The organism is Cellulomonas sp. NTE-D12, from assembly GCF_027923705.1.
Classification (GTDB): domain Bacteria; phylum Actinomycetota; class Actinomycetes; order Actinomycetales; family Cellulomonadaceae; genus Cellulomonas.
On record NZ_AP026442.1, the window covers coordinates 594,430 to 611,574 of the forward strand.

Here is a 17,145-nt window from a genome sequence, read left to right on the forward strand (position 1 = left end):
TCATGACCGTCGACGCCTTCGACACCGCGCGCCTGCGGGCGGCGGTGCTCACCGCCTGGCGCTCCTCACCGGCCCGTCTGCGGGAGGACGCCAACACCGAGGAGGACCACGCCCGCGGCTACTACCGCGACCGCGTCGTCGTCGAGCTGGCGCAGAACGCGGCGGACGCCGCGACGCGCGCAGGGGTGCCGGGCCGGCTGCTGCTGCGGCTCGACCACGCGGACGACGGCGCGGCGGTCCTGGTCGCGGCCAACACGGGCGCTCCGCTGGACGCCGCCGGTGTCGCATCCCTGTCCTCGATGCGGGCGTCGGCCAAACGTCCGGAGGCCGGTCTCGCGCACACCGGGGTGGTCGGACGGTTCGGCGTGGGCTTCGCCGCGGTGCGGGCGGTGTCCGACGAGGTGGACGTGCTGTCCACCAGCGGCGGCGTCCGGTTCTCGTTGGCCGACACGCGCTCGGCGCTGACCGCCGCGGCGCAGACGCTGCCCGAGCTGGCGCAGGAGGTCCGTCGTCGCGACGGGTCGCTGCCCGCGCTGCGGCTGCCGTGGTCCGCGGAGGGCCGTCCGCCGCTCGGCTACGACACGGCGGTGGTGCTGCACCTGCGCGACGAGGTCGCGGCCGACGAGGTGCGCGGCCTGCTGGACGAGGTGGACGACGCCCTGCTGATCGCCCTGCCGGGGCTCGTCGAGATCCTCGTCGAGGTGCCGGACGCCGCACCGCGCCGCATTGCGGACGTGACGGACCGGTGGGTGCTGTCGAGCGCCGAGGGTGAGGTGCCGCTCGCGCTGGTGGCCGACCGGCCCGTCGAGGAGCGGTCGGCGCGGTCGTGGCGGGTGACGTGGGGAGTGCCGCGCGCCGCCGGCTCCGGCGGTCCGCAGCGGCCGGTGACGTGGCGGCACGTGGTGCACGCACCGACGGCGACGGACGACCCGATCACGGTCCCGGCGCTGCTCGTCGCCACCCTGCCGCTGGACCCGACCCGTCGGCACGTCGCGCTGGGGCCGCTCGCCGACGCGGTCCTCGAGCACGCCGCCGAGGCCTACGCCCGGCTCGCCGAGCTGCTCGCGCAGGACGGTCACGAGCCGCTGGCCCTGGTGCCGGTCGGCCTGCCCGCCGGTGCGCTCGACTCCCGCCTGCACCAGCACCTGGTCGCGCGGCTGGCGAGCACCCCGCTGCTGCGTTCGGCGGGTGGGGCGCGACTGGTGGCACCGGACTCCGCCGTCGCGGTGGACGGGCCGCCGGGCGTGGAGACGGCGCTCGGGCGGCTGGTGCCGGGGCTGGTCAGCGTGCCCGTCGGGCTGGCGGCCCAGGCCCGGACCCTCGGTGTGGACGTCGTGCCGCTGTCCGACCTGGTCGAGGGGCTACCGGCGGTGCGCGACGCCGACTGGGCGGCGGTGTACACGGGCCTGGACGCCGTGGCGTCGGACGGCCGGACGCGGGAGGCGCTCGCGGGGCTGCCGGTGCCGCTGGCGGACGGGCGGGTCGTGCGGGGCGCGCGCGGTGCGGTGCTGCTGCCCGCCGGGGCGGCCGACCGGCTGGAGCCGACCACGCTGGAGTCGCTGGCGCGCTGGGGCCTGCGCGTGGTGGATCCCGGCGCCGCGCATCCGCTGCTCGAGCGCCTCGGTGCCGCCGCGCCTGACCTGGCGGGTCTGCTGGCGCACGACGCCGTTCGGCTGGCGGTGCTGGCGCAGGCCGACGACGACGACCTCGACGTCGCGGACGAGGTGACGGACGCCGTGCTCGACCTGGTCGGCGCGGTGCTGGCCGACGGCGGCCGCCCGCCGACGGCCCCGTGGCTCGGCCTGCTGACGCTCCCCGCCGCCGACGGTGAGCCGACCCCGGCCCACGGCCTGGTGCTGCCGGGCTCGACGGCGGCGCGCCTGCTCGACGACCGCGTGCTCGCCCCGGTCGCGGTGGCGACGGTCGAGCGCTGGGGCGCGGAGGTCCTCACCGCGGTCGGTGTCCGTGCCGACCTGGTGCTGGTCCCGGTCGACGGCGTGCTGGCCGACCCCGCCGCGCTCGACCCCGGGGCGACGGACGCCGCGACCCTCGCCGCCCAGTCGCTGGACGCCTGGCCCGACTACCTCGCGCACCTGGGCGAGAACCTCAGCCCGGGCGCGTACGTGGGCGACCTGGTGGCCGTGGCCGATCTCGACGCGGTCGCCGACGACTCCTGGCCGGCGGTGCTGGACCGCCTCGCCGGCGAACCGGCGCTGCGCGCGGCGCTGCTCGACCCGGTGCGGGACGAGCACGGCCGCCGCGCAGAGCCCTACACCGCCTGGTGGCTGCGGACGCGAAGCGGGCTGGTGACCGGCGGCCCGTTCGCGCTGCCGTCGGGCGCCGACGAGGGCGTGGCGGCGACGAGCCTCGAGCCCGGCGGCACGGGACCGTCGGCGCCGTCGGCCACCCCGGTCGACGACGCGGTGCGCACGCTGCTCCCACCCGTCCCGGAGGCGCTGGCCGAGGTGGACCCCGCCGTGCTCCGCGTGCTCGGCGGGGTGGCCACCCTCGCCGAGCTCGACGCCGACGGCTGGGTGCCGGTGCTCGACGGCCTGCCGAGCGGTCGTGGCGTCGACCCGGCGGTCGCCGTGGCGGTGTGGCGGGCGCTCGCGACACTCGCCGAGGCCGACGGGCCGCCCGTGGCACCGGAACGGGTGCCGGCACTGGTGGCGGCCGACCGGGTGGCGGCCGTCCACGTCGAGGACGCCGCCGTGGCGGACTCGCCGCAGTGGCTGCAGCGGGTGGACGTCGCCGCGATGGTCCCGGTCCCGCCGACCCAGGCCCTGGCGCTGGCCGGCCTGCTGGACCTGCCGCTCGCCTCCGACCTGACCACCGGCGAGGTGGACCAGGACGACGCGGTCGAGCAGCCCGTCCCGGTGGCCGCTCGAGCGCTGGTGGACGGGCCCACCACCTGGTGGGAGCACGAGGACCTGCGCGTCGACGGTGCGGCCGTGGACTGGTGGGTGGACGCCGACGGCGGTCTGCACGCGACCACGCTGGCCGGTCTGGCGGCCGCGCTGGCGCAGGCCAGCGGCCGGTGGTCACGGCGATGGGCGCTGGAGACGGTGCTGACCGAGCCGGGACGGGCGGCCGAGGTGCGCCTCGGCGAGGCGTCGGAGTCGGACCCGGCCTGACACCCGGACGCCGTCGGCCCGGGCGGATCAGCCCTGCTCGCGCCGCATCCTCCGGCCCAGCGCGTCGTGCCGCCCGGCCCACGCCCGGCCGGCCACGCCGAGCACCAGGCCCGTGACGCACACCGCGACCGGCGTCCACCCGGTGCGCCCGAGGACGGCCAGCACGACGGTGACCAGCAGCCCGACCCCCCACAGCACCATCCCGCCGAGCGCAACCCGGGCGAGGTCCACCTCGAGCGGTCGGGTCGGCGTCGACGGGTGCACAGGCTGCGCGGGCTGCTCGGTCGGCACCGTCCGACCCTATGCCGCCGCGCTCGTGTTACGGCTGCGTGAACCCTCTCGGACACCCACGGGACGGTGCGCACACTTCTGCCACACTTCGCCCATGGCATCCCCCCGTACCACCGACGAGGCGCCGACGCGTAGCGAGAAGCCCCTCAACCCCCTCGACCGCTTCTTCCACATCACGGAGCGCGGCTCGACCATCGGCACCGAGATCCGCGGCGGTCTGGTGACCTTCTTCACGATGGCCTACATCATCGTGCTCAACCCGATCATCCTCGGTGGCAAGGACGCCACGGGTCAGGCACTGGCCGCTCCGGCCACCATCGCGGCGACGACGGCGCTGATCGCCGGCGTCATGACCATCCTCATGGGCGTGTGGGCCAACTTCCCGCTGGCCCTGGCCACCGGTCTCGGCATCAACGCGGTGGTGGCCTTCTCCATCGCCGTGCTGCCGAAGATGGCCTGGCAGGACGCGATGGGCATCGTGGTCCTCGAGGGCATCATCATCACGGTCCTGGTGCTCACCGGGTTCCGGCAGGCGGTGTTCAACGCGGTGCCGACGTGGCTGAAGACGGCCATCAGCGTGGGCATCGGCCTGTTCATCGCCTTCATCGGCGTCGTGGACTCCGGCTTCGTCCGCGTCCCGCCGGGCGCGGCCACCCCCGTGGAGCTCGGCCAGTTCGGCTCGCTGTCCACGTGGCCGGTCCTGGTCTTCGTCATCGGCCTGGTGCTGATGGTCATCCTGCTGGTGAAGAAGGTCCGCGGGGCGATCCTCATCTCCATCCTCAGCACCACGGTCCTCGGCATCGTCGTCGAGGCCGTCGCCAAGCTCGGCTTCGGCACCGACAAGAACCCGGGCGGCTGGAAGTCGACGGTCCCGTCGTTCCCCAAGACGATCGTCGACGCGCCCAACTTCTCGCTGCTGGGCCACTTCTCGCTGTTCGGCGCGTTCTCCAAGATCGGCGCGATCACGGCGATCGTCCTGGTGTTCTCCCTGCTGCTGTCGGACTTCTTCGACACGATGGGCACGATGGTGGCCATCGGCGCGGAGGCCGGCCTGAACGACGAGAACGGCAACCCGCCGAAGACCCGCGAGATCCTGATCGTCGACTCCCTCGCCGCCGTCGCCGGTGGCATGGGCGGTGTCTCGAGCAACACCGCGTACATCGAGTCGGCGTCCGGCGTCGGCGACGGTGCGCGCACCGGCCTGGCGTCGATCGTCACCGGCATCGCGTTCCTGCTGTCGACGTTCCTCGCGCCGCTGGTGGCCGTGATCCCGTCGGAGGCCGCCGCGCCTGCGCTCGTCGTCGTCGGCTTCCTCATGGTGACGCAGGTGCTCGACATCGACTGGAAGTCCTTCGAGATCGCCATCCCGGCGTTCTTCACGATGATCCTGATGCCGTTCACCTACTCGATCACCGCGGGCATCGGCGCGGGCGTGATCATGTACGTGATCCTGCAGGCGGTGGTGGGCAAGGCCCGCAAGATCCACCCGCTGATGTGGCTGATCACGGTGCTGTTCGTCCTGTACTTCATCCGCGGGCCGCTCCAGACCTGGATCGGCTGACCGCACCCGCTCCACCCACGGGCCGGACTCCCTCGAGGGGGTCCGGCCCGTGGCGTCTCGCCGTCCGGGTGCCGTGGTGCCGCCGGGTCGGGCCGCCCCGTCGTGCCACCGCGCGCCGGGGCGTTTCGCCCGCTTTCTCGCGATGCCGTCGACAGCCCGCTGGTTAGGGTGAGGAGCCCCTGACGAGCAAGGAGACCGGCGTGCGCATCAGTGTCATCGGCTGCGGCTACCTGGGCGCGGTGCACGCCGCGTGCATGACCGTGCTCGGCCACGAGGTGGTGGGCATCGACGTCGACGAGGCCAAGGTCGAGGCGCTGCGGGCCGGTCGCGCGCCCTTCTTCGAGCCCGGTCTGCCCGAGCTGCTCGCGCAGGCGGAGGCCACGGGCAGGCTGACGTTCAGCACGTCGATGTCCGACGCGTCCGGCGCCGACGTGCACTTCATCTGTGTGGGCACGCCGCAGATGCACGGCGAGTTCCGGGCCGACCTCACCTACGTCGACACCGCCGTCACCGCGCTGGCCCCGTACCTGCGGGCGGGCGACGTGGTGGCCGGCAAGTCCACGGTCCCCGTCGGGACCGCGGAGCGGGTGGCCCGCGTGCTGGCGCCGTCCGGCGCCGTGCTCGTCTGGAACCCGGAGTTCCTGCGGGAGGGTTTCGCGGTCCAGGACACGCTGCACCCGGACCGCCTGGTCTACGGTCTGCCGACGGACGACGAGGGCGTCGCGACCGCCGCGGGGGAGAAGGCGCGCGCGGCGCTCGACGAGGTCTACGCGAAGCCCCTGGCGGACGGCACCCCGCTGGTGGTGACCGACCTGGCCACCGCCCAGCTGGTCAAGGTGGCGGCCAACTCGTTCCTCGCCACCAAGATCAGCTTCATCAACGCGATGGCCGAGCTGTGCGAGGCGACGGGTGCCGACGTCACCCGGCTGGCCGACGCGATCGGCTACGACCCCCGGATCGGCCGGAAGTTCCTCAACGCCGGGCTCGGCTTCGGCGGGGGCTGCCTTCCCAAGGACATCCGCGCCTTCATGGCGCGGGCCGGCGAGCTGGGCGTGTCCGACGCGCTGGGCTTCCTCCGCGAGATCGACTCGATCAACATGCGCCGCCGGGTGCGCGTGGTGGACCTGGCCCGCGAGGTCTGCCACGGCTCGATCGTCGGCCGCACCGTCGCGGTGCTGGGCGCCGCGTTCAAGCCCGACTCCGACGACGTGCGGGACTCCCCGGCCCTGAGCGTCGCGGCGCAGATGCAGCTGCAGGGTGCGCACGTCACCGTCACCGACCCGCAGGCCATCGAGAACGCCCGGGCCAAGTGGCCGGACCTGCGGTTCGCCGCCGACCCGCTCGAGGCGGCCGCCGAGGCCGACGTGGTGCTGCTGGCGACGGAGTGGGCGGAGTACCGCGACCTCGACCCGGACGAGCTCGGTGCCGTGGTCGCGCACAAGCGGATCCTCGACGGGCGCAACGTGCTGGATCCCGCGCGGTGGCGCGCGGCGGGCTGGACCTACCGGGCGCTCGGCAGGCCCTGAACGGCCGCTGCTCAGCCCCCGCCGAGCAGCAGCTGGACGCAGAGCATCTGGTCGCCGTCGTGCGTGCAGGCGACGGCGGTCCCCGTGATCGCGCGGTCGAGGATGTCCGCACGCTGCCGCGTGGACGCCATCCAGGTCGTCACCACGGCGACCGGGCGCTCGGCGGCGCGGCTGAGGTTCTCCCGCACGACGACCGCCTGCGGGCAGGCCTGCCGCACGTCGTCGAGCGGCGCGTGCTCCAGCCGCTGCCCGATCAGCAGGTCGGCGCGCTGCCCGGCTGCAGCCCGGGCGCACGTGGCGTCGGCGAGCGGCGCCATGCCGGCGTGCCGGCGCTGCTCGTCCACCGCGGCGCGGAGCTGGGCGGCGTAGGCGTCGGGGTCGGTGGACGCCTGGGACAGCGGCGTCCTGGTCCACGGCAGCGCGGCGTCCCCGGCGGGATGTGCCAGCACCCAGCCGACCAGCACGAGCGCGCCGGCCACCGCCAGGGCGATCGTGAGCGTCGTCGCTCCGCGGACGCGACGCAGCGCCGGGGGAGGGGCGGCCACGCGGTCAGCGTACGCAGCGCCTCGCGGGCTGCGTGCCGACCGAAAAGTCGTTCGCACAGGTAATGAGATAGACTAACGACCATGCCCCCCGCCGTGACCGCGCCGAGCCTCGCCGCGGACCTGCGCGTGGCGCTGAGCCGGGCCAACCGCCGGGTGCGCGCCGAGCGCGGCTCCGCCGGCCTGTCCGACCCGCAGTTCTCCGTGCTGGCCCTGCTGACCCGCAACGGCCCCATGACGCCCGGTCAGCTGGCCGACGCCGACCGGGTCCAGCCGCCGACCATGACGCGCACGGTGAACTGCCTGGTCGACCTGGGTCTGGTCAGCAAGGGGGAGAACCCCGCGGACGGCCGCCAGGTGGTCGTCTCCCTGACGGAGCAGGGGGTCGCCGAGGTGCGGGAGACGCGGCGGCGGCGCAACGCCTGGCTCGCCCAGCGCCTGGCGGGCCTGACCGCCGAGGAGCGGGCCGTGCTGTCCCGTGCCGCCGAGCTGCTGAGGGGGATCGCCGAGCAGTGAGCGCCACGTTCTCCTCCCTCCGCTTCCGCAACTACCGGCTGTGGTTCGGCGGCGCCCTCGTCGCCAACATCGGCACCTGGATGCAGCGCGTCGCGCAGGACTGGCTGGTGCTGACCCAGCTCTCCCACGACTCAGGCGTGGCCGTCGGCGTGGTCACCGCGCTGCAGTTCGCGCCGATCCTGGCACTGTCGGCGTGGGCCGGCGTGCTGGCCGACCGGGTGGACCGTCGCAAGCTGCTGATGCTGACCCAGGGCCTGATGGGTGTGCTCGCGGCCGGGCTCGGCGCGCTGGTGCTGAGCGGGCACGCGCAGCTGTGGCACGTGTACCTGTTCGCCCTGGCGCTCGGTGCCGTCTCGGCCGTCGACGCACCCGTCCGGCAGACGTTCGTCGCCGAGCTGGTGCCGCCGGACAAGCTGTCCAACGCCGTCGGCCTGAACAGCGCGTCCTTCAACGCCGCCCGCCTGATCGGCCCCGGCCTCGCCGGGCTGCTGATCGCGGCGGTCGGCACCGGCTGGGTGTTCGGAATCAACGCGATCTCGTTCGCCGGCACCATCTTCGCGCTGGTCTGGATGCACCCCGGCGAGCTGCACCGGATGCCGCTGGCGCCTCGCGCCAAGGGTCAGATCCGCGAGGGCCTGGCCTACGTGCGCCACCGCACGGACATCATGCTGATCATGGTGGTGATGAGCGTCGTCTCGACGTTCGGCCTCAACTTCCAGCTGACCAGCGCCATGATGGCCCGCACCGTCTTCCACAAGGGTGCAGGCCAGTACGGCATCCTCGGCTCGATCCTGGCGATCGGTTCCCTGGCCGGTGCGCTGCTCGCCGCGCGCCGCGAGCGGCCCCGCGTGCGGCTGGTGATCGGCGCGGCGTTCGCCTTCGGAGTGGCTGCCGGCGTGCTGGCCCTGATGCCGACGTACCCGTCGTTCGCGATCGCCTGCATCCCCGTCGGCCTCGCGTCGCTCACGATGATGACGGCGGCCAACGCGACCATCCAGATGAGCACCGACCCCGCGGTCCGTGGCCGCGTGATGTCCCTCTACATGATGGTGTTCATGGGCGCGACGCCCATCGGCTCGCCGGTGGTCGGCTGGATCGGCCAGCAGTTCGGCGCCCGCTGGTCCATCGGCATCGGCTCCATCACGGCGCTCCTCGTCTCGACGGGCGCCGCGATCTGGGCGGCTCGGGCGTGGCGGGTGCAGGTGCGGCTTCGGACGCGCGGTCGGCCGTACCTGGTGGTCCGCCACCTCGAGGCGCCGACGGAGGCCGCGACCGAGGTGGTCCGCACCGCGGCGTAGCGCCGCGTCCGGGAGGCGGCCTGAGCCGTCCGTCGGCGTACGACGTGGCACACGGGTGAACCGCCCGCCCCACCGGGGTGAACTCGACGACCGCCCGGCGGTCCCCGGTGTCCGATATGTCACGATCACGGGATGCAGGACGACCAGCCGACGGCAGCCCGCTCGCCGTGGCCGCGTCGTCTGCTGCTCACCGGCCTCGGCGTCGCCGTCGTGCTGGTCCTCGCCGCCGGCTGGCTCGCGCTGCGGGTCTACCAGGCCGGCACGGCGCTCGCGGAGGCGCAGCGCGCGCTGCCCTCGGGCGCCGCGAGCCTCAGCGCCACCGACGTGTCGGCGGTGAGCACGGCGCTGCCGCACGTCCGCAGCGACCTGGCCAGGGCGCGGTCGGCCGCCTCGGACCCGGTGTGGCGCGTCGCCGAGCACCTGCCCTGGGCGGGTGCGCAGCTGAACGCGGTCCGGGTCGTCACCGTCGCGCTCGACGACGTGGTGAGCTCCGCCGGTCCGGTGCTCGACCGGGCCCAGGGCGTCCTCGCGGCGCGGGACACGCTGCTGAGCAACGGCCGCGTCAACCTGGCACCGTTCACCGATGTCGAGCCGGAGCTGACGCGGGCCGCCCAGGTGTCCACCGCCGCCGCCGCGCGGGTCCAGGCGATCGACACCCGCCGCCTCGTGCACCGCCTGGCGGGGCCGGTGGGCACCGTGCAGCAGCTGCTGCCCAAGCTGGCGTCGGCGCTGGACACCGGTTCGCAGCTCGCCGCGCTGGTGCCACCGATGCTCGGTGCCGACGGACCACGCACGTACCTCGTCGTCGCACTGAACTCGGCCGAGCTGCGCAGCGCCGGCGGCATCGTCGGCGCCGTCGCGGCGGTGCAGGTGGACCACGGCGTCGTCCGCCTGGTCGACCACCGGTCCACGGCCGACTTCACCGAGCTCGCCCAGCCGGTGCTGCCGCTCACCGACGCCGAGCTCGCGATCGACACCGACCGCCTCGGCCGCTGGGTGCAGGACTCGGTGCTGACGCCGGACTTCCCCCGCTCCGCGCAGCTGATCGCCGCCCACTGGGCCAAGGACGTCGGCGGCACGGTCGACGGCGTGATCGCCACCGACCCGATCGCGGTGTCCTACCTGCTCGGCGCCGTCGGCGGCGTGCAGACGTCCAGCGGCACGCTCGACCAGCAGTCGGCGGTGCCGTCCCTGCTGCGCGACCCGTACGTGGGCGGCCTCGCGGCGAAGGCGGCGGACCAGTACTTCGCCCAGGCGGCGACGGCCATCTTCGGCGCGGTCGTCAGCGGCAAGGGCGACCCCGGGCGGCTGGTCGACGCGATGGCGAAGGCCGCGTCGGACGGCCGCGTCCGCGTGTGGTCCGCGCACCCCGAGGAGGAGCAGCGGCTGTCCGTCCGCACCCTCGGCGGCGCGTTCCTCAGCGGGCCGTACGCCGACGCGACGGGCGTGTTCCTCGACGACGGCACCGGTGGGAAGCTCGACTACTACCTCCGCACCGCCGTCACGGTGGAGAACCTGCGCTGCACCGGTCCCACGCCGACCGCGGACGTGCGCCTGGACCTGACCTACAGCCCGCCGGCGGACGTGGCGTCGTGGCCACGGGAGACCGCCGGTCGGGCCACCGGGTTCGCCCCGGGGTCGCTGGTCACGGACCTGACGGTGTACGCCGCCCAGGGTGCGGCGCTGCCGTCGCTGCGCCTGGGCGACGACGCCGTCGTGTCCGGCCTCGCCGCGCAGCAGGCGGGCCGGCAGGTGCAGGTCGTCTCGAGCGTCCTGGCACCCGGGCAGAGCGCGACCTACCGGGTCCAGGTTCCGGTGCGGCACGGTGCGGTGCAGGTCTGGGCGACGCCCACGGTGGCGTCGGGTGGCCTCGTCACCGCCACCTGCCCGTCCTGAACCCGGTCCGACTAGCACAAATCACCCGGTCAAGGGCCCGATTGCACCCGCACGAACCGTGTCCGTTGCGCGAAGATTGTCCGGTTGGTACCCATTGTCGAGCCAGGGCGGCACACCATGACCACGCACGCGCGACGCGGACTGATCGTCATCATGGCGCTCCTCGTCGGTCTGTTCGTCGCCGGACCGGCGGGAGCGAGCACCCTGCCCACCGAGCCGGGGCCGTCGGGGACTCCGTGCCCGACGGACCGTCCTGGCTACGCCGCTCCCGGCGTCTGCCAGCTCACCGCGCACGTCAACCCCGTCTGCGTGAACGACGTGCCGCTGCTGAAGTACTCGCTCGAGGAGATGGGCACCACCCTCACCACGGCGACGATCACCTGGGTGCACCCCGGCGGCACGGACGTGGTGCTCACCGACCAGCCGCTCAACGGCACGCTCCTGTGGCCGGGCGCCGTCCTGGACAACAAGGGCACGATCGTCGACTGGCCCGGCTGGACGCAGCAGTCCGACGGCAGCTGGACCCGCGGTGACGCCTTCGACTGGGCCCGGCAGCCCGTCGAGGTGCGTTTCGAGGTCAACCCGTCCACCGTCGCGACGGTGAGCTACCCGGCCGTCGCCGGCGCGTGCGACCCGGTGAACTCGGCGGTCCTCGCGGCGGACGACGTCACACCGACCTCGTCCGTGCGGTCGGCCGTGCTGGCCGCCACCGGTTCCGACGTGGCGCCGTACGCCTTCGGCGGTGCCGGGCTGGTGCTGCTCGGCACGCTGCTGCTGGTGATCCGGGCGGCCATGCACCGCCAGGCGCGTCAGACGAGGCGCTCGACCACGTAGTCGATGCAGGCGGTGAGGGCCAGCACGTCGTCGGGCTCCACCGCCGGGAACATGCCGATCCGCAGCTGGTTGCGACCTAGGCGGCGGTAGGGCTCGGTGTCCACGATGCCGTGGGCACGGAGCACCGCCGCCACCGTGTCCGCCTGCACGTCCTCCGCGAGGTCCACCGTGCCGACCACGGTGGACCTCGCGGCTGCGTCGGCGACGAACGGGCTCGCCCAGTCTCGCGACTCCGCCCACGAGTACAGGTGCCCGGCGGACGTGGCGCTGCGTGCCGCGGCCCACTCCAGACCCCCCTGCTCGAGCATCCAGTCCAGCTGCTCGGCGAGCAGCACCAGCGTCGCCACGGCGGGGGTGTTCAGGGTCTGGTCCAGCCGGGAGTTGGTCACCGCGGCGCTGAAGGAGAGGAACTCGGGGATCCAGCGGTCGCCGGTCTCGATCCGGGCGGAGCGCTCGACGGCGGCGGTCGAGACGAGGGCCAACCAGAGGCCGCCGTCGGAGGCGAACACCTTCTGCGGCGCGAAGTAGTAGACGTCCGTCTGCCGCACGTCCACCGGCAGCGCGCCGGCGCCGGACGTCGCGTCGACGAGGACCAGGGCACCCTGCTCGCGCGAGCCGGCCACCCGGCGCACCGGCGCCATCGCACCGGTGGAGGTCTCGTTGTGCGGCCACGCGTACACGTCGACGCCGTCGACGTGCTCCGGCACCACCATCGAACCGGGCTCGGCCGTCACCACGTGCGGCTCGGCCAGGAACGGGGCGCGGGACGTCGAGGTGACGAACTTGGCGCCGAACTCGCCGAACGAGGCGTGCGCCGCGCGGTGGTCGACCAGGCAGGCCGTCGCCATCGCCCAGAACGCGTTGGTGCCGCCGTTGCCGAGCACCACCTCGTACCCGTCGGGCGCGTCGAACAGCGCGGTCAGCCCCGCGCGCACCCGGCCGACGAGCGCTCGGACCGGCTTCTGCCGGTGCGACGTGCCGAGCAGCGAGCCGCCCACCGCGGCGAGCGCGGCCACCTGCTCGGGCCGGACCTTGGACGGGCCGCAGCCGAACCGTCCGTCCCGGGGCAGCAGGTCGGCAGGGATGTGCAGGTCGGGAGCCGTGGCCACGACGCCGAGGATAGGCGGTCGGCCCCGCGGCTCGTCGGTGTGACCAACTACCCTGGTCACGCGGGCGCGCGGCCCGACGATGCATGGGGAGGCGTGCCGTGACCGACCTGATCGACACCACCGAGATGTACCTCAAGACCATCTACGAGCTGGTCGAGGAGGGCATCCCGCCGTTGCGCGCCCGGATCGCCGAGCGGCTCGGGCACTCCGGCCCCACCGTCTCGCAGACCGTGGCGCGGATGGAGCGGGACGGTCTGGTGGTGCTCAGCGGGGACCGGCACCTCGAGCTCACCCCGCAGGGGATGGCACGAGCCACCCGCGTGATGCGCAAGCACCGGCTCGCCGAGCGGCTGCTGACGGATGTGATCGGCCTGGACTGGCCGCACGTCCACGAGGAGGCGTGCCGCTGGGAGCACGTGATGAGCGAGCAGGTGGAGCGGCGGCTGGCCGCGCTGCTGGAGCACCCGCGGTTCGACCCCTACGGCAACCCGATCCCCGGGCTGGACGAGCTCGGGGAGCGGCCCACCGGCGTGGGGTTCCTGGACGACGTCGCGCCTCTCGCGGGCGAGGGCGTCCCCACGGCGGCCGCCCAGGTGGTGGTCGCCCGGATCGCCGAGCCCCTGCAGGTGGACACCGAGCTGCTCGCGCGGCTCTCGGACGCCGGTGTGACACCCGGCGCACGGGTGGACGTGGAACGCGGCGAGGGCGTGGTGACGGTGGGCGTGCCGGGGTCGGGTGTGGTGCTGGACCTGCCCGACGACGTGGCCCGACACATCTTCGTGTCCGTGTCCTGAACCACACGGTCGCGCCCGGACTGAGTGACGGGTGCGCTGTGGGCCCGCTCGGCTTCCGCTGTGGGCCGCCTCTGACCTGCGGCGATGCGCTGGGCCGAACGGGTGAGGGCATGACCTTCGTCCCGTGCGCCTCCGGCGTCCCGGTCGCTCGTCCGACTTCTTCACGACATCGTCGTGACCGGAGCGTGACAATCGCCGGAACCGTCGGGTACGTTCGTCCTGCTTCACGGAACCCTCCTCCGAGAAGCCCTCGAGCGGAACGCCGAACCCTGCCGCCGATCGAGGTTCCGTACTACTCGCCGGCAGGGGCGGGGGACCCAAATCGTGGGCACCGGTGACGGTGTCCTTGGGGTGAAGCCGGGCGGACGGTCCTCGGATCGTGCGCCCGACCGGGTGTTCTCCCACCCGAACCCGACAGCTGACCTCGCAGGCGCACGGAGAGGCACACCTGTTGTCCCAGAGCACTGTTCGCGCCCGGCACCGGGCCGCACGCCGTCCGTCCACCCCCCTCACCCAGCTCGCCTCCACCGCCACCGCGCAGATGGCCGTCGTCGGCCGTCGCACCGCGGTGGTCGCTGCGTCTTCGGGGCTCGTCGTCTCGGTTCTGGGCGCTGCGCCGGCGATCGCCGAGCCCAACGACGCCTCGGGCCTCGCCTCGGTGGACACCGCGACGCTGACGGGGGCCGCTCGCGCCGCTCTCGACGCCGCCCCCGTGGTGACCGCTCCTGACCAGGCCACCTGGACCCTCGACGTCGACGACGTCACCGCCGTCAAGCCGGCACCGGTCGTCAAGGCCAAGACCACCGCCACCAGCCGCACGGCGACCGCGACCTCGCGCTCCACCGTCCGCGCTGCTGCGACGGTCGCTGCGCCTCCGAGCGTCGCCGGCAGCGCCGTGCTGCAGATCGCGGCTCGTTACGTGGGCGTCCCGTACGTCTACGGCGGCACCACGCCGTCGGGCTTCGACTGCTCCGGCTTCACGCAGTACGTCTACGCGCAGCTCGGCATCAGCCTGCCGCGCACCGCCGAGGCCCAGCGCAGCGCCGGCACGATCGTCTCGCGCGCCGACGCGCAGCCCGGTGACCTGATCTACTCGCCCGGCCACATCGCGATCTACGCGGGCGGCGACATGGAGATCGACGCCCCGCGCCCGGGCGGCTCGGTCCAGTTCCGCTCGATCTGGCAGAGCGCCCCGGTGTTCATCCGGGTGTCCTGACCACCCCCGCCGGCACGCCGGCACTGCTTCACGACGAGGCCCCGACCGACACGGTCGGGGCCTCGTCGCACATTCGGCTGGACCACGACGGTTACCCTGGGTCCGCACCACGCGAGTTGCCTGAAGTCACGGGCCGGCAGCCAGCCGGTCCGACCGCGAAGGTCAGGAGAACGCCGTGCTGACGACCGGACCCCTCGACGAGGTGCCTGCAGGAGCCCCGCAGCCCGCGGGCGCCCACGGCACCGGAGCCTCGCTCCCGCGAGCGCTGCTCCTGAACGCCAGCGGGGAGCCGCTGTGCGTGGTGAGCCTGCACCGGGCGGTCGTGCTGGTGATGACCGGCAAGGCGACCGTGCTGGAGTCGGAGGGCCGGCTGCTGCACTCCGAGCGGGCGGCGATCCCCCTGCCGGTGGTCCTGTCGCTGACGCGGTACGTCCACGTGCCGACCCGCCGACCCGTGCCGCCCACCCGGCGCACGGTGCTGCAGCGCGACGACCACCGCTGCGCGTACTGCGGCGGGGGAGCGGACACCGTCGACCACGTGCTGCCGCGGTCGCGCGGCGGTCGGCACGAGTGGGGCAACGTGGTCGCGGCCTGCGTCCGCTGCAACCACCGCAAGGCCGACCACCTGCTGCACGAGCTGGGCTGGGAGCTGCGGTTCACCCCTCGGGCGCCGCGGTGGTCGGTCGCCTTCGGGGCGGCCGCCGTCCGGGCCGAGCCGGTGTGGAGCCGCTACCTCGCAGCCTGAGCGGTTTCCCCGCTTCATCCCATCGTTGCGTCAAGGGCGTGCCACGATGGGCTGAAGGAGGTACCGATCATGTCGCACGAGAACGTGATCCTGGTGGGCCTGGACGGATCGGACGCTGCGTTGCACGCCCTGGACTGGGCGACGCAGGAGGCACGGGTGCGGCAGTGGGGGCTGCGGCTGGTGTGCAGCTACGCACTCCCGTCGTTCGCAGCGGCCTCGTTGGACGGCGGGTACGCCGCTCTGGACGACTCGGCGATCCGCGCCGGTGCGGAGGCGGTGCTGACCGAGGCGCTCGCCCGGGTCGCCGGTTCCGGTCTGCCCGTCACCAGCCACGTGGCGGTGGGCGACGCCACCGCGGTGCTCGTGGACGAGTCCCGTGAGGTCGGCCTGGTGGTGGTCGGCACCCGAGGTGGTGGCGGGTTCGCCGAGCGGCTGCTCGGGACCGTCTCCTCGGCGCTGCCCGCGCACGCCAAGTGCCCCACGGTGGTGGTGCCGCTCCGGGCGGCCCGGGGCGCGCAGGAGCCGACGGACGCCCCGGTCCCTCCGGTGACGCCGGTGCGCCGCGTGATGGTCGGTGTCGACGGCTCCCCGCAGTCCGAGCTGGCGCTGCGCTGCGCCCTGCGGGAGGCGCGCCGGTGGCAGGCGACCGTGGTGGTGGTGTCCGCCGTGCCGGTGAACACGGTCACCGGGGTGCTGGCCTGGCTGCCCGAGCCGGTCGACCACAGTGCGGTGCTGGCGGACGTCGAGGAGTCGCTGCGGCTGGTGCTCGAGCGGGTGGCCGACGACGCGCAGGGGCTCACCGTCGAGCGCCAGGTGCTGGACGGCACCGGGGCCGCCGTGCTGACCGACATGTCCGCGGAGGCCGACCTGCTGGTGGTGGGCTCGCGCGGACGTGGGGGCTTCACCGGGCTGCTGCTCGGGTCGACCAGCCAGGCGGTGCTGCACCATGCGCAGTGCCCGGTGCTGGTGGTGACCAAGGGAGCCGATCCCGAGCCGACGGCGGCCTGAGCCGCGCTCACTCCGCGGGCGCCGGCGGCACCTCGGGCCTGCGGACGAGTGCGGACAGCACGATCGTCGAGCGGGTGCGCGCCACGAACGGCTCGGCGGCGAGCCGCTCGACGACGCGTTCGAGGTGCCGCATGTCCCGCGCGCGCACCTGGAGCACCACGTCGACGTCACCGGTGACGGTGCTGGCCGCCATCACCTCCGGGTACTGCTCGATCGCGGCCTGCATGGTCGCCGGGCTGGTGCTGCCGTGGCAGAACAGCTCGACGAAGGCCTCCGTCTGCCAGCCGAGCGCCGCGGGGTCGAGCCGGACGGTGTAGCCCCGGATCACGCCCTCGTCCCGGAGCCGGTCCACCCTGCGCTTGACGGCGGGTGCGGACAGCGCGACGGCGTGGCCGACCTGTGCGTAGGTGGCGCGGGCGTCGAGCGCCAGCTCCCGCACGATCGCGGCGTCGAGGGCGTCCATGGGGTGCGGGCGGTCGTCGTGCACGGCCCCATGATCCTCGCCGGGCGCGCGGGGGCGGATCCGTCAGGGCCGACACCATTCCTCCCTACATGTGAAGAATGTCCGATTCGATACCAGAAAAAGCGGTCGAAATCACACGAACTACACTGATGGAATTCCTTTGGTCCCGTAGCGAATGCGCCGATAACCAGCACAATCGGCGATGAGGCCGT

15 protein-coding genes and 1 riboswitch are annotated in these 17,145 nt (G+C 74.0%); of the genes, 11 read left to right on the top strand and 4 right to left on the bottom strand.

Going from position 1 to position 17,145, the window contains the following annotated elements; all coding sequences use genetic code 11:
* Nucleotides 1-2 precede the first annotated feature (2 nt).
* Entirely contained in the window at nucleotides 3-3,134 is a 3,132-nt protein-coding gene (locus QMF98_RS02770; protein WP_337974552.1) for a sacsin N-terminal ATP-binding-like domain-containing protein, read from the top strand.
* 27 nt (nucleotides 3,135-3,161) lie between these two features.
* Here the strand turns inward: QMF98_RS02770 and QMF98_RS02775 are convergent, their stop codons facing one another.
* Nucleotides 3,162-3,425 (bottom strand): DUF2530 domain-containing protein, encoded by a 264-nt coding sequence (locus QMF98_RS02775; RefSeq protein ID WP_337974553.1) that lies wholly within the window; start codon nucleotides 3,423-3,425, stop codon nucleotides 3,162-3,164.
* Nucleotides 3,426-3,519: 94 nt separating this feature from the next.
* Here QMF98_RS02775 and QMF98_RS02780 point away from each other — a divergent pair, with 94 nt between their 5' ends.
* Together QMF98_RS02780 and QMF98_RS02785 are read left to right on the top strand one after the other, a co-directional pair.
* Nucleotides 3,520-4,986: an NCS2 family permease gene (locus tag QMF98_RS02780; protein WP_337974554.1), complete on the top strand. Its 1,467-nt coding sequence runs from the start codon at nucleotides 3,520-3,522 to the stop codon at nucleotides 4,984-4,986.
* 200 nt (nucleotides 4,987-5,186) lie between these two features.
* A complete protein-coding gene (locus QMF98_RS02785; RefSeq protein WP_337974555.1) occupies nucleotides 5,187-6,512 on the top strand; it encodes a UDP-glucose dehydrogenase family protein in 1,326 nt (441 codons plus the stop codon).
* Nucleotides 6,513-6,523: 11 nt separating this feature from the next.
* Here QMF98_RS02785 and QMF98_RS02790 read toward each other — a convergent pair whose 3' ends face one another.
* Nucleotides 6,524-7,057 (bottom strand): CAP domain-containing protein, encoded by a 534-nt coding sequence (locus QMF98_RS02790; protein WP_337974556.1) that lies wholly within the window; start codon nucleotides 7,055-7,057, stop codon nucleotides 6,524-6,526.
* An 81-nt stretch (nucleotides 7,058-7,138) separates the two neighbouring features.
* Between QMF98_RS02790 and QMF98_RS02795 the strand changes: the two genes are divergently transcribed.
* From QMF98_RS02795 to QMF98_RS02810, 4 genes are all read left to right on the top strand, one after another.
* Nucleotides 7,139-7,570 carry a MarR family winged helix-turn-helix transcriptional regulator gene (locus tag QMF98_RS02795; RefSeq protein ID WP_291763982.1) on the top strand — a complete coding sequence of 144 codons (432 nt, stop codon included), beginning with the start codon at nucleotides 7,139-7,141 and terminating at the stop codon, nucleotides 7,568-7,570.
* Nucleotides 7,567-8,868 (top strand): MFS transporter, encoded by a 1,302-nt coding sequence (locus QMF98_RS02800; protein ID WP_337974557.1) that lies wholly within the window; start codon nucleotides 7,567-7,569, stop codon nucleotides 8,866-8,868. The genes QMF98_RS02795 and QMF98_RS02800 overlap by 4 nt, the downstream gene beginning before the upstream one ends.
* Nucleotides 8,869-9,000: 132 nt before the next feature.
* Complete coding sequence (locus tag QMF98_RS02805; protein ID WP_337974558.1) at nucleotides 9,001-10,764, top strand: DUF4012 domain-containing protein; 1,764 nt, start codon at nucleotides 9,001-9,003, stop codon at nucleotides 10,762-10,764.
* A 117-nt stretch (nucleotides 10,765-10,881) separates the two neighbouring features.
* The gene (locus QMF98_RS02810; protein WP_337974559.1) at nucleotides 10,882-11,598 is read left to right on the top strand and encodes a peptidase; all 717 of its coding nucleotides are present in this window, start codon (nucleotides 10,882-10,884) and stop codon (nucleotides 11,596-11,598) included.
* Here QMF98_RS02810 and serC read toward each other — a convergent pair.
* A complete protein-coding gene (serC, locus tag QMF98_RS02815; RefSeq protein ID WP_337974560.1) occupies nucleotides 11,574-12,707 on the bottom strand; it encodes a phosphoserine transaminase in 1,134 nt (377 codons plus the stop codon). The genes QMF98_RS02810 and serC overlap by 25 nt on opposite strands.
* Nucleotides 12,708-12,805: 98 nt before the next feature.
* Between serC and QMF98_RS02820 the strand changes: the two genes are divergently transcribed.
* From QMF98_RS02820 to QMF98_RS02835, 4 genes are all read left to right on the top strand, one after another.
* Nucleotides 12,806-13,501, top strand: a complete 696-nt coding sequence (locus tag QMF98_RS02820) for an iron-dependent transcriptional repressor DtxR (protein WP_291763973.1) — start codon at nucleotides 12,806-12,808, stop codon at nucleotides 13,499-13,501.
* 250 nt (nucleotides 13,502-13,751) lie between these two features.
* Nucleotides 13,752-13,948, top strand: a riboswitch (cyclic di-AMP (ydaO/yuaA leader).
* A gap of 4 nt (nucleotides 13,949-13,952) precedes the next feature.
* The gene (locus QMF98_RS02825) at nucleotides 13,953-14,717 is read left to right on the top strand and encodes a C40 family peptidase (protein WP_337974561.1); all 765 of its coding nucleotides are present in this window, start codon (nucleotides 13,953-13,955) and stop codon (nucleotides 14,715-14,717) included.
* 202 nt (nucleotides 14,718-14,919) lie between these two features.
* Nucleotides 14,920-15,462: an HNH endonuclease gene (locus QMF98_RS02830; RefSeq protein ID WP_263731613.1), complete on the top strand. Its 543-nt coding sequence runs from the start codon at nucleotides 14,920-14,922 to the stop codon at nucleotides 15,460-15,462.
* 69 nt (nucleotides 15,463-15,531) lie between these two features.
* On the top strand, nucleotides 15,532-16,470 hold the full coding sequence (locus QMF98_RS02835; protein WP_337974562.1) for a universal stress protein: 939 nt from the start codon (nucleotides 15,532-15,534) through the stop codon (nucleotides 16,468-16,470).
* A gap of 7 nt (nucleotides 16,471-16,477) precedes the next feature.
* On the opposite strand, the gene QMF98_RS02840 is transcribed toward QMF98_RS02835, so the two are convergent.
* Nucleotides 16,478-16,957 (bottom strand): Lrp/AsnC family transcriptional regulator, encoded by a 480-nt coding sequence (locus QMF98_RS02840; RefSeq protein ID WP_348773391.1) that lies wholly within the window; start codon nucleotides 16,955-16,957, stop codon nucleotides 16,478-16,480.
* Nucleotides 16,958-17,145: the final 188 nt, after the last annotated feature.

What these genes read in the sequence shown, in the direction of transcription:
- QMF98_RS02835 (WP_337974562.1), top strand. Translation starts at nt 15,532, where the DNA reads ATGTCGCACGAGAACGTGATCCTGGTGGGCCTGGACGGATCGGACGCT.
- QMF98_RS02780 (WP_337974554.1), top strand. Translation starts at nt 3,520, where the DNA reads ATGGCATCCCCCCGTACCACCGACGAGGCGCCGACGCGTAGCGAGAAG.
- QMF98_RS02795 (WP_291763982.1), top strand. Translation starts at nt 7,139, where the DNA reads ATGCCCCCCGCCGTGACCGCGCCGAGCCTCGCCGCGGACCTGCGCGTG.
- QMF98_RS02770 (WP_337974552.1), top strand. Translation starts at nt 3, where the DNA reads ATGACCGTCGACGCCTTCGACACCGCGCGCCTGCGGGCGGCGGTGCTC.
- QMF98_RS02805 (WP_337974558.1), top strand. Translation starts at nt 9,001, where the DNA reads ATGCAGGACGACCAGCCGACGGCAGCCCGCTCGCCGTGGCCGCGTCGT.
- QMF98_RS02810 (WP_337974559.1), top strand. Translation starts at nt 10,882, where the DNA reads ATGACCACGCACGCGCGACGCGGACTGATCGTCATCATGGCGCTCCTC.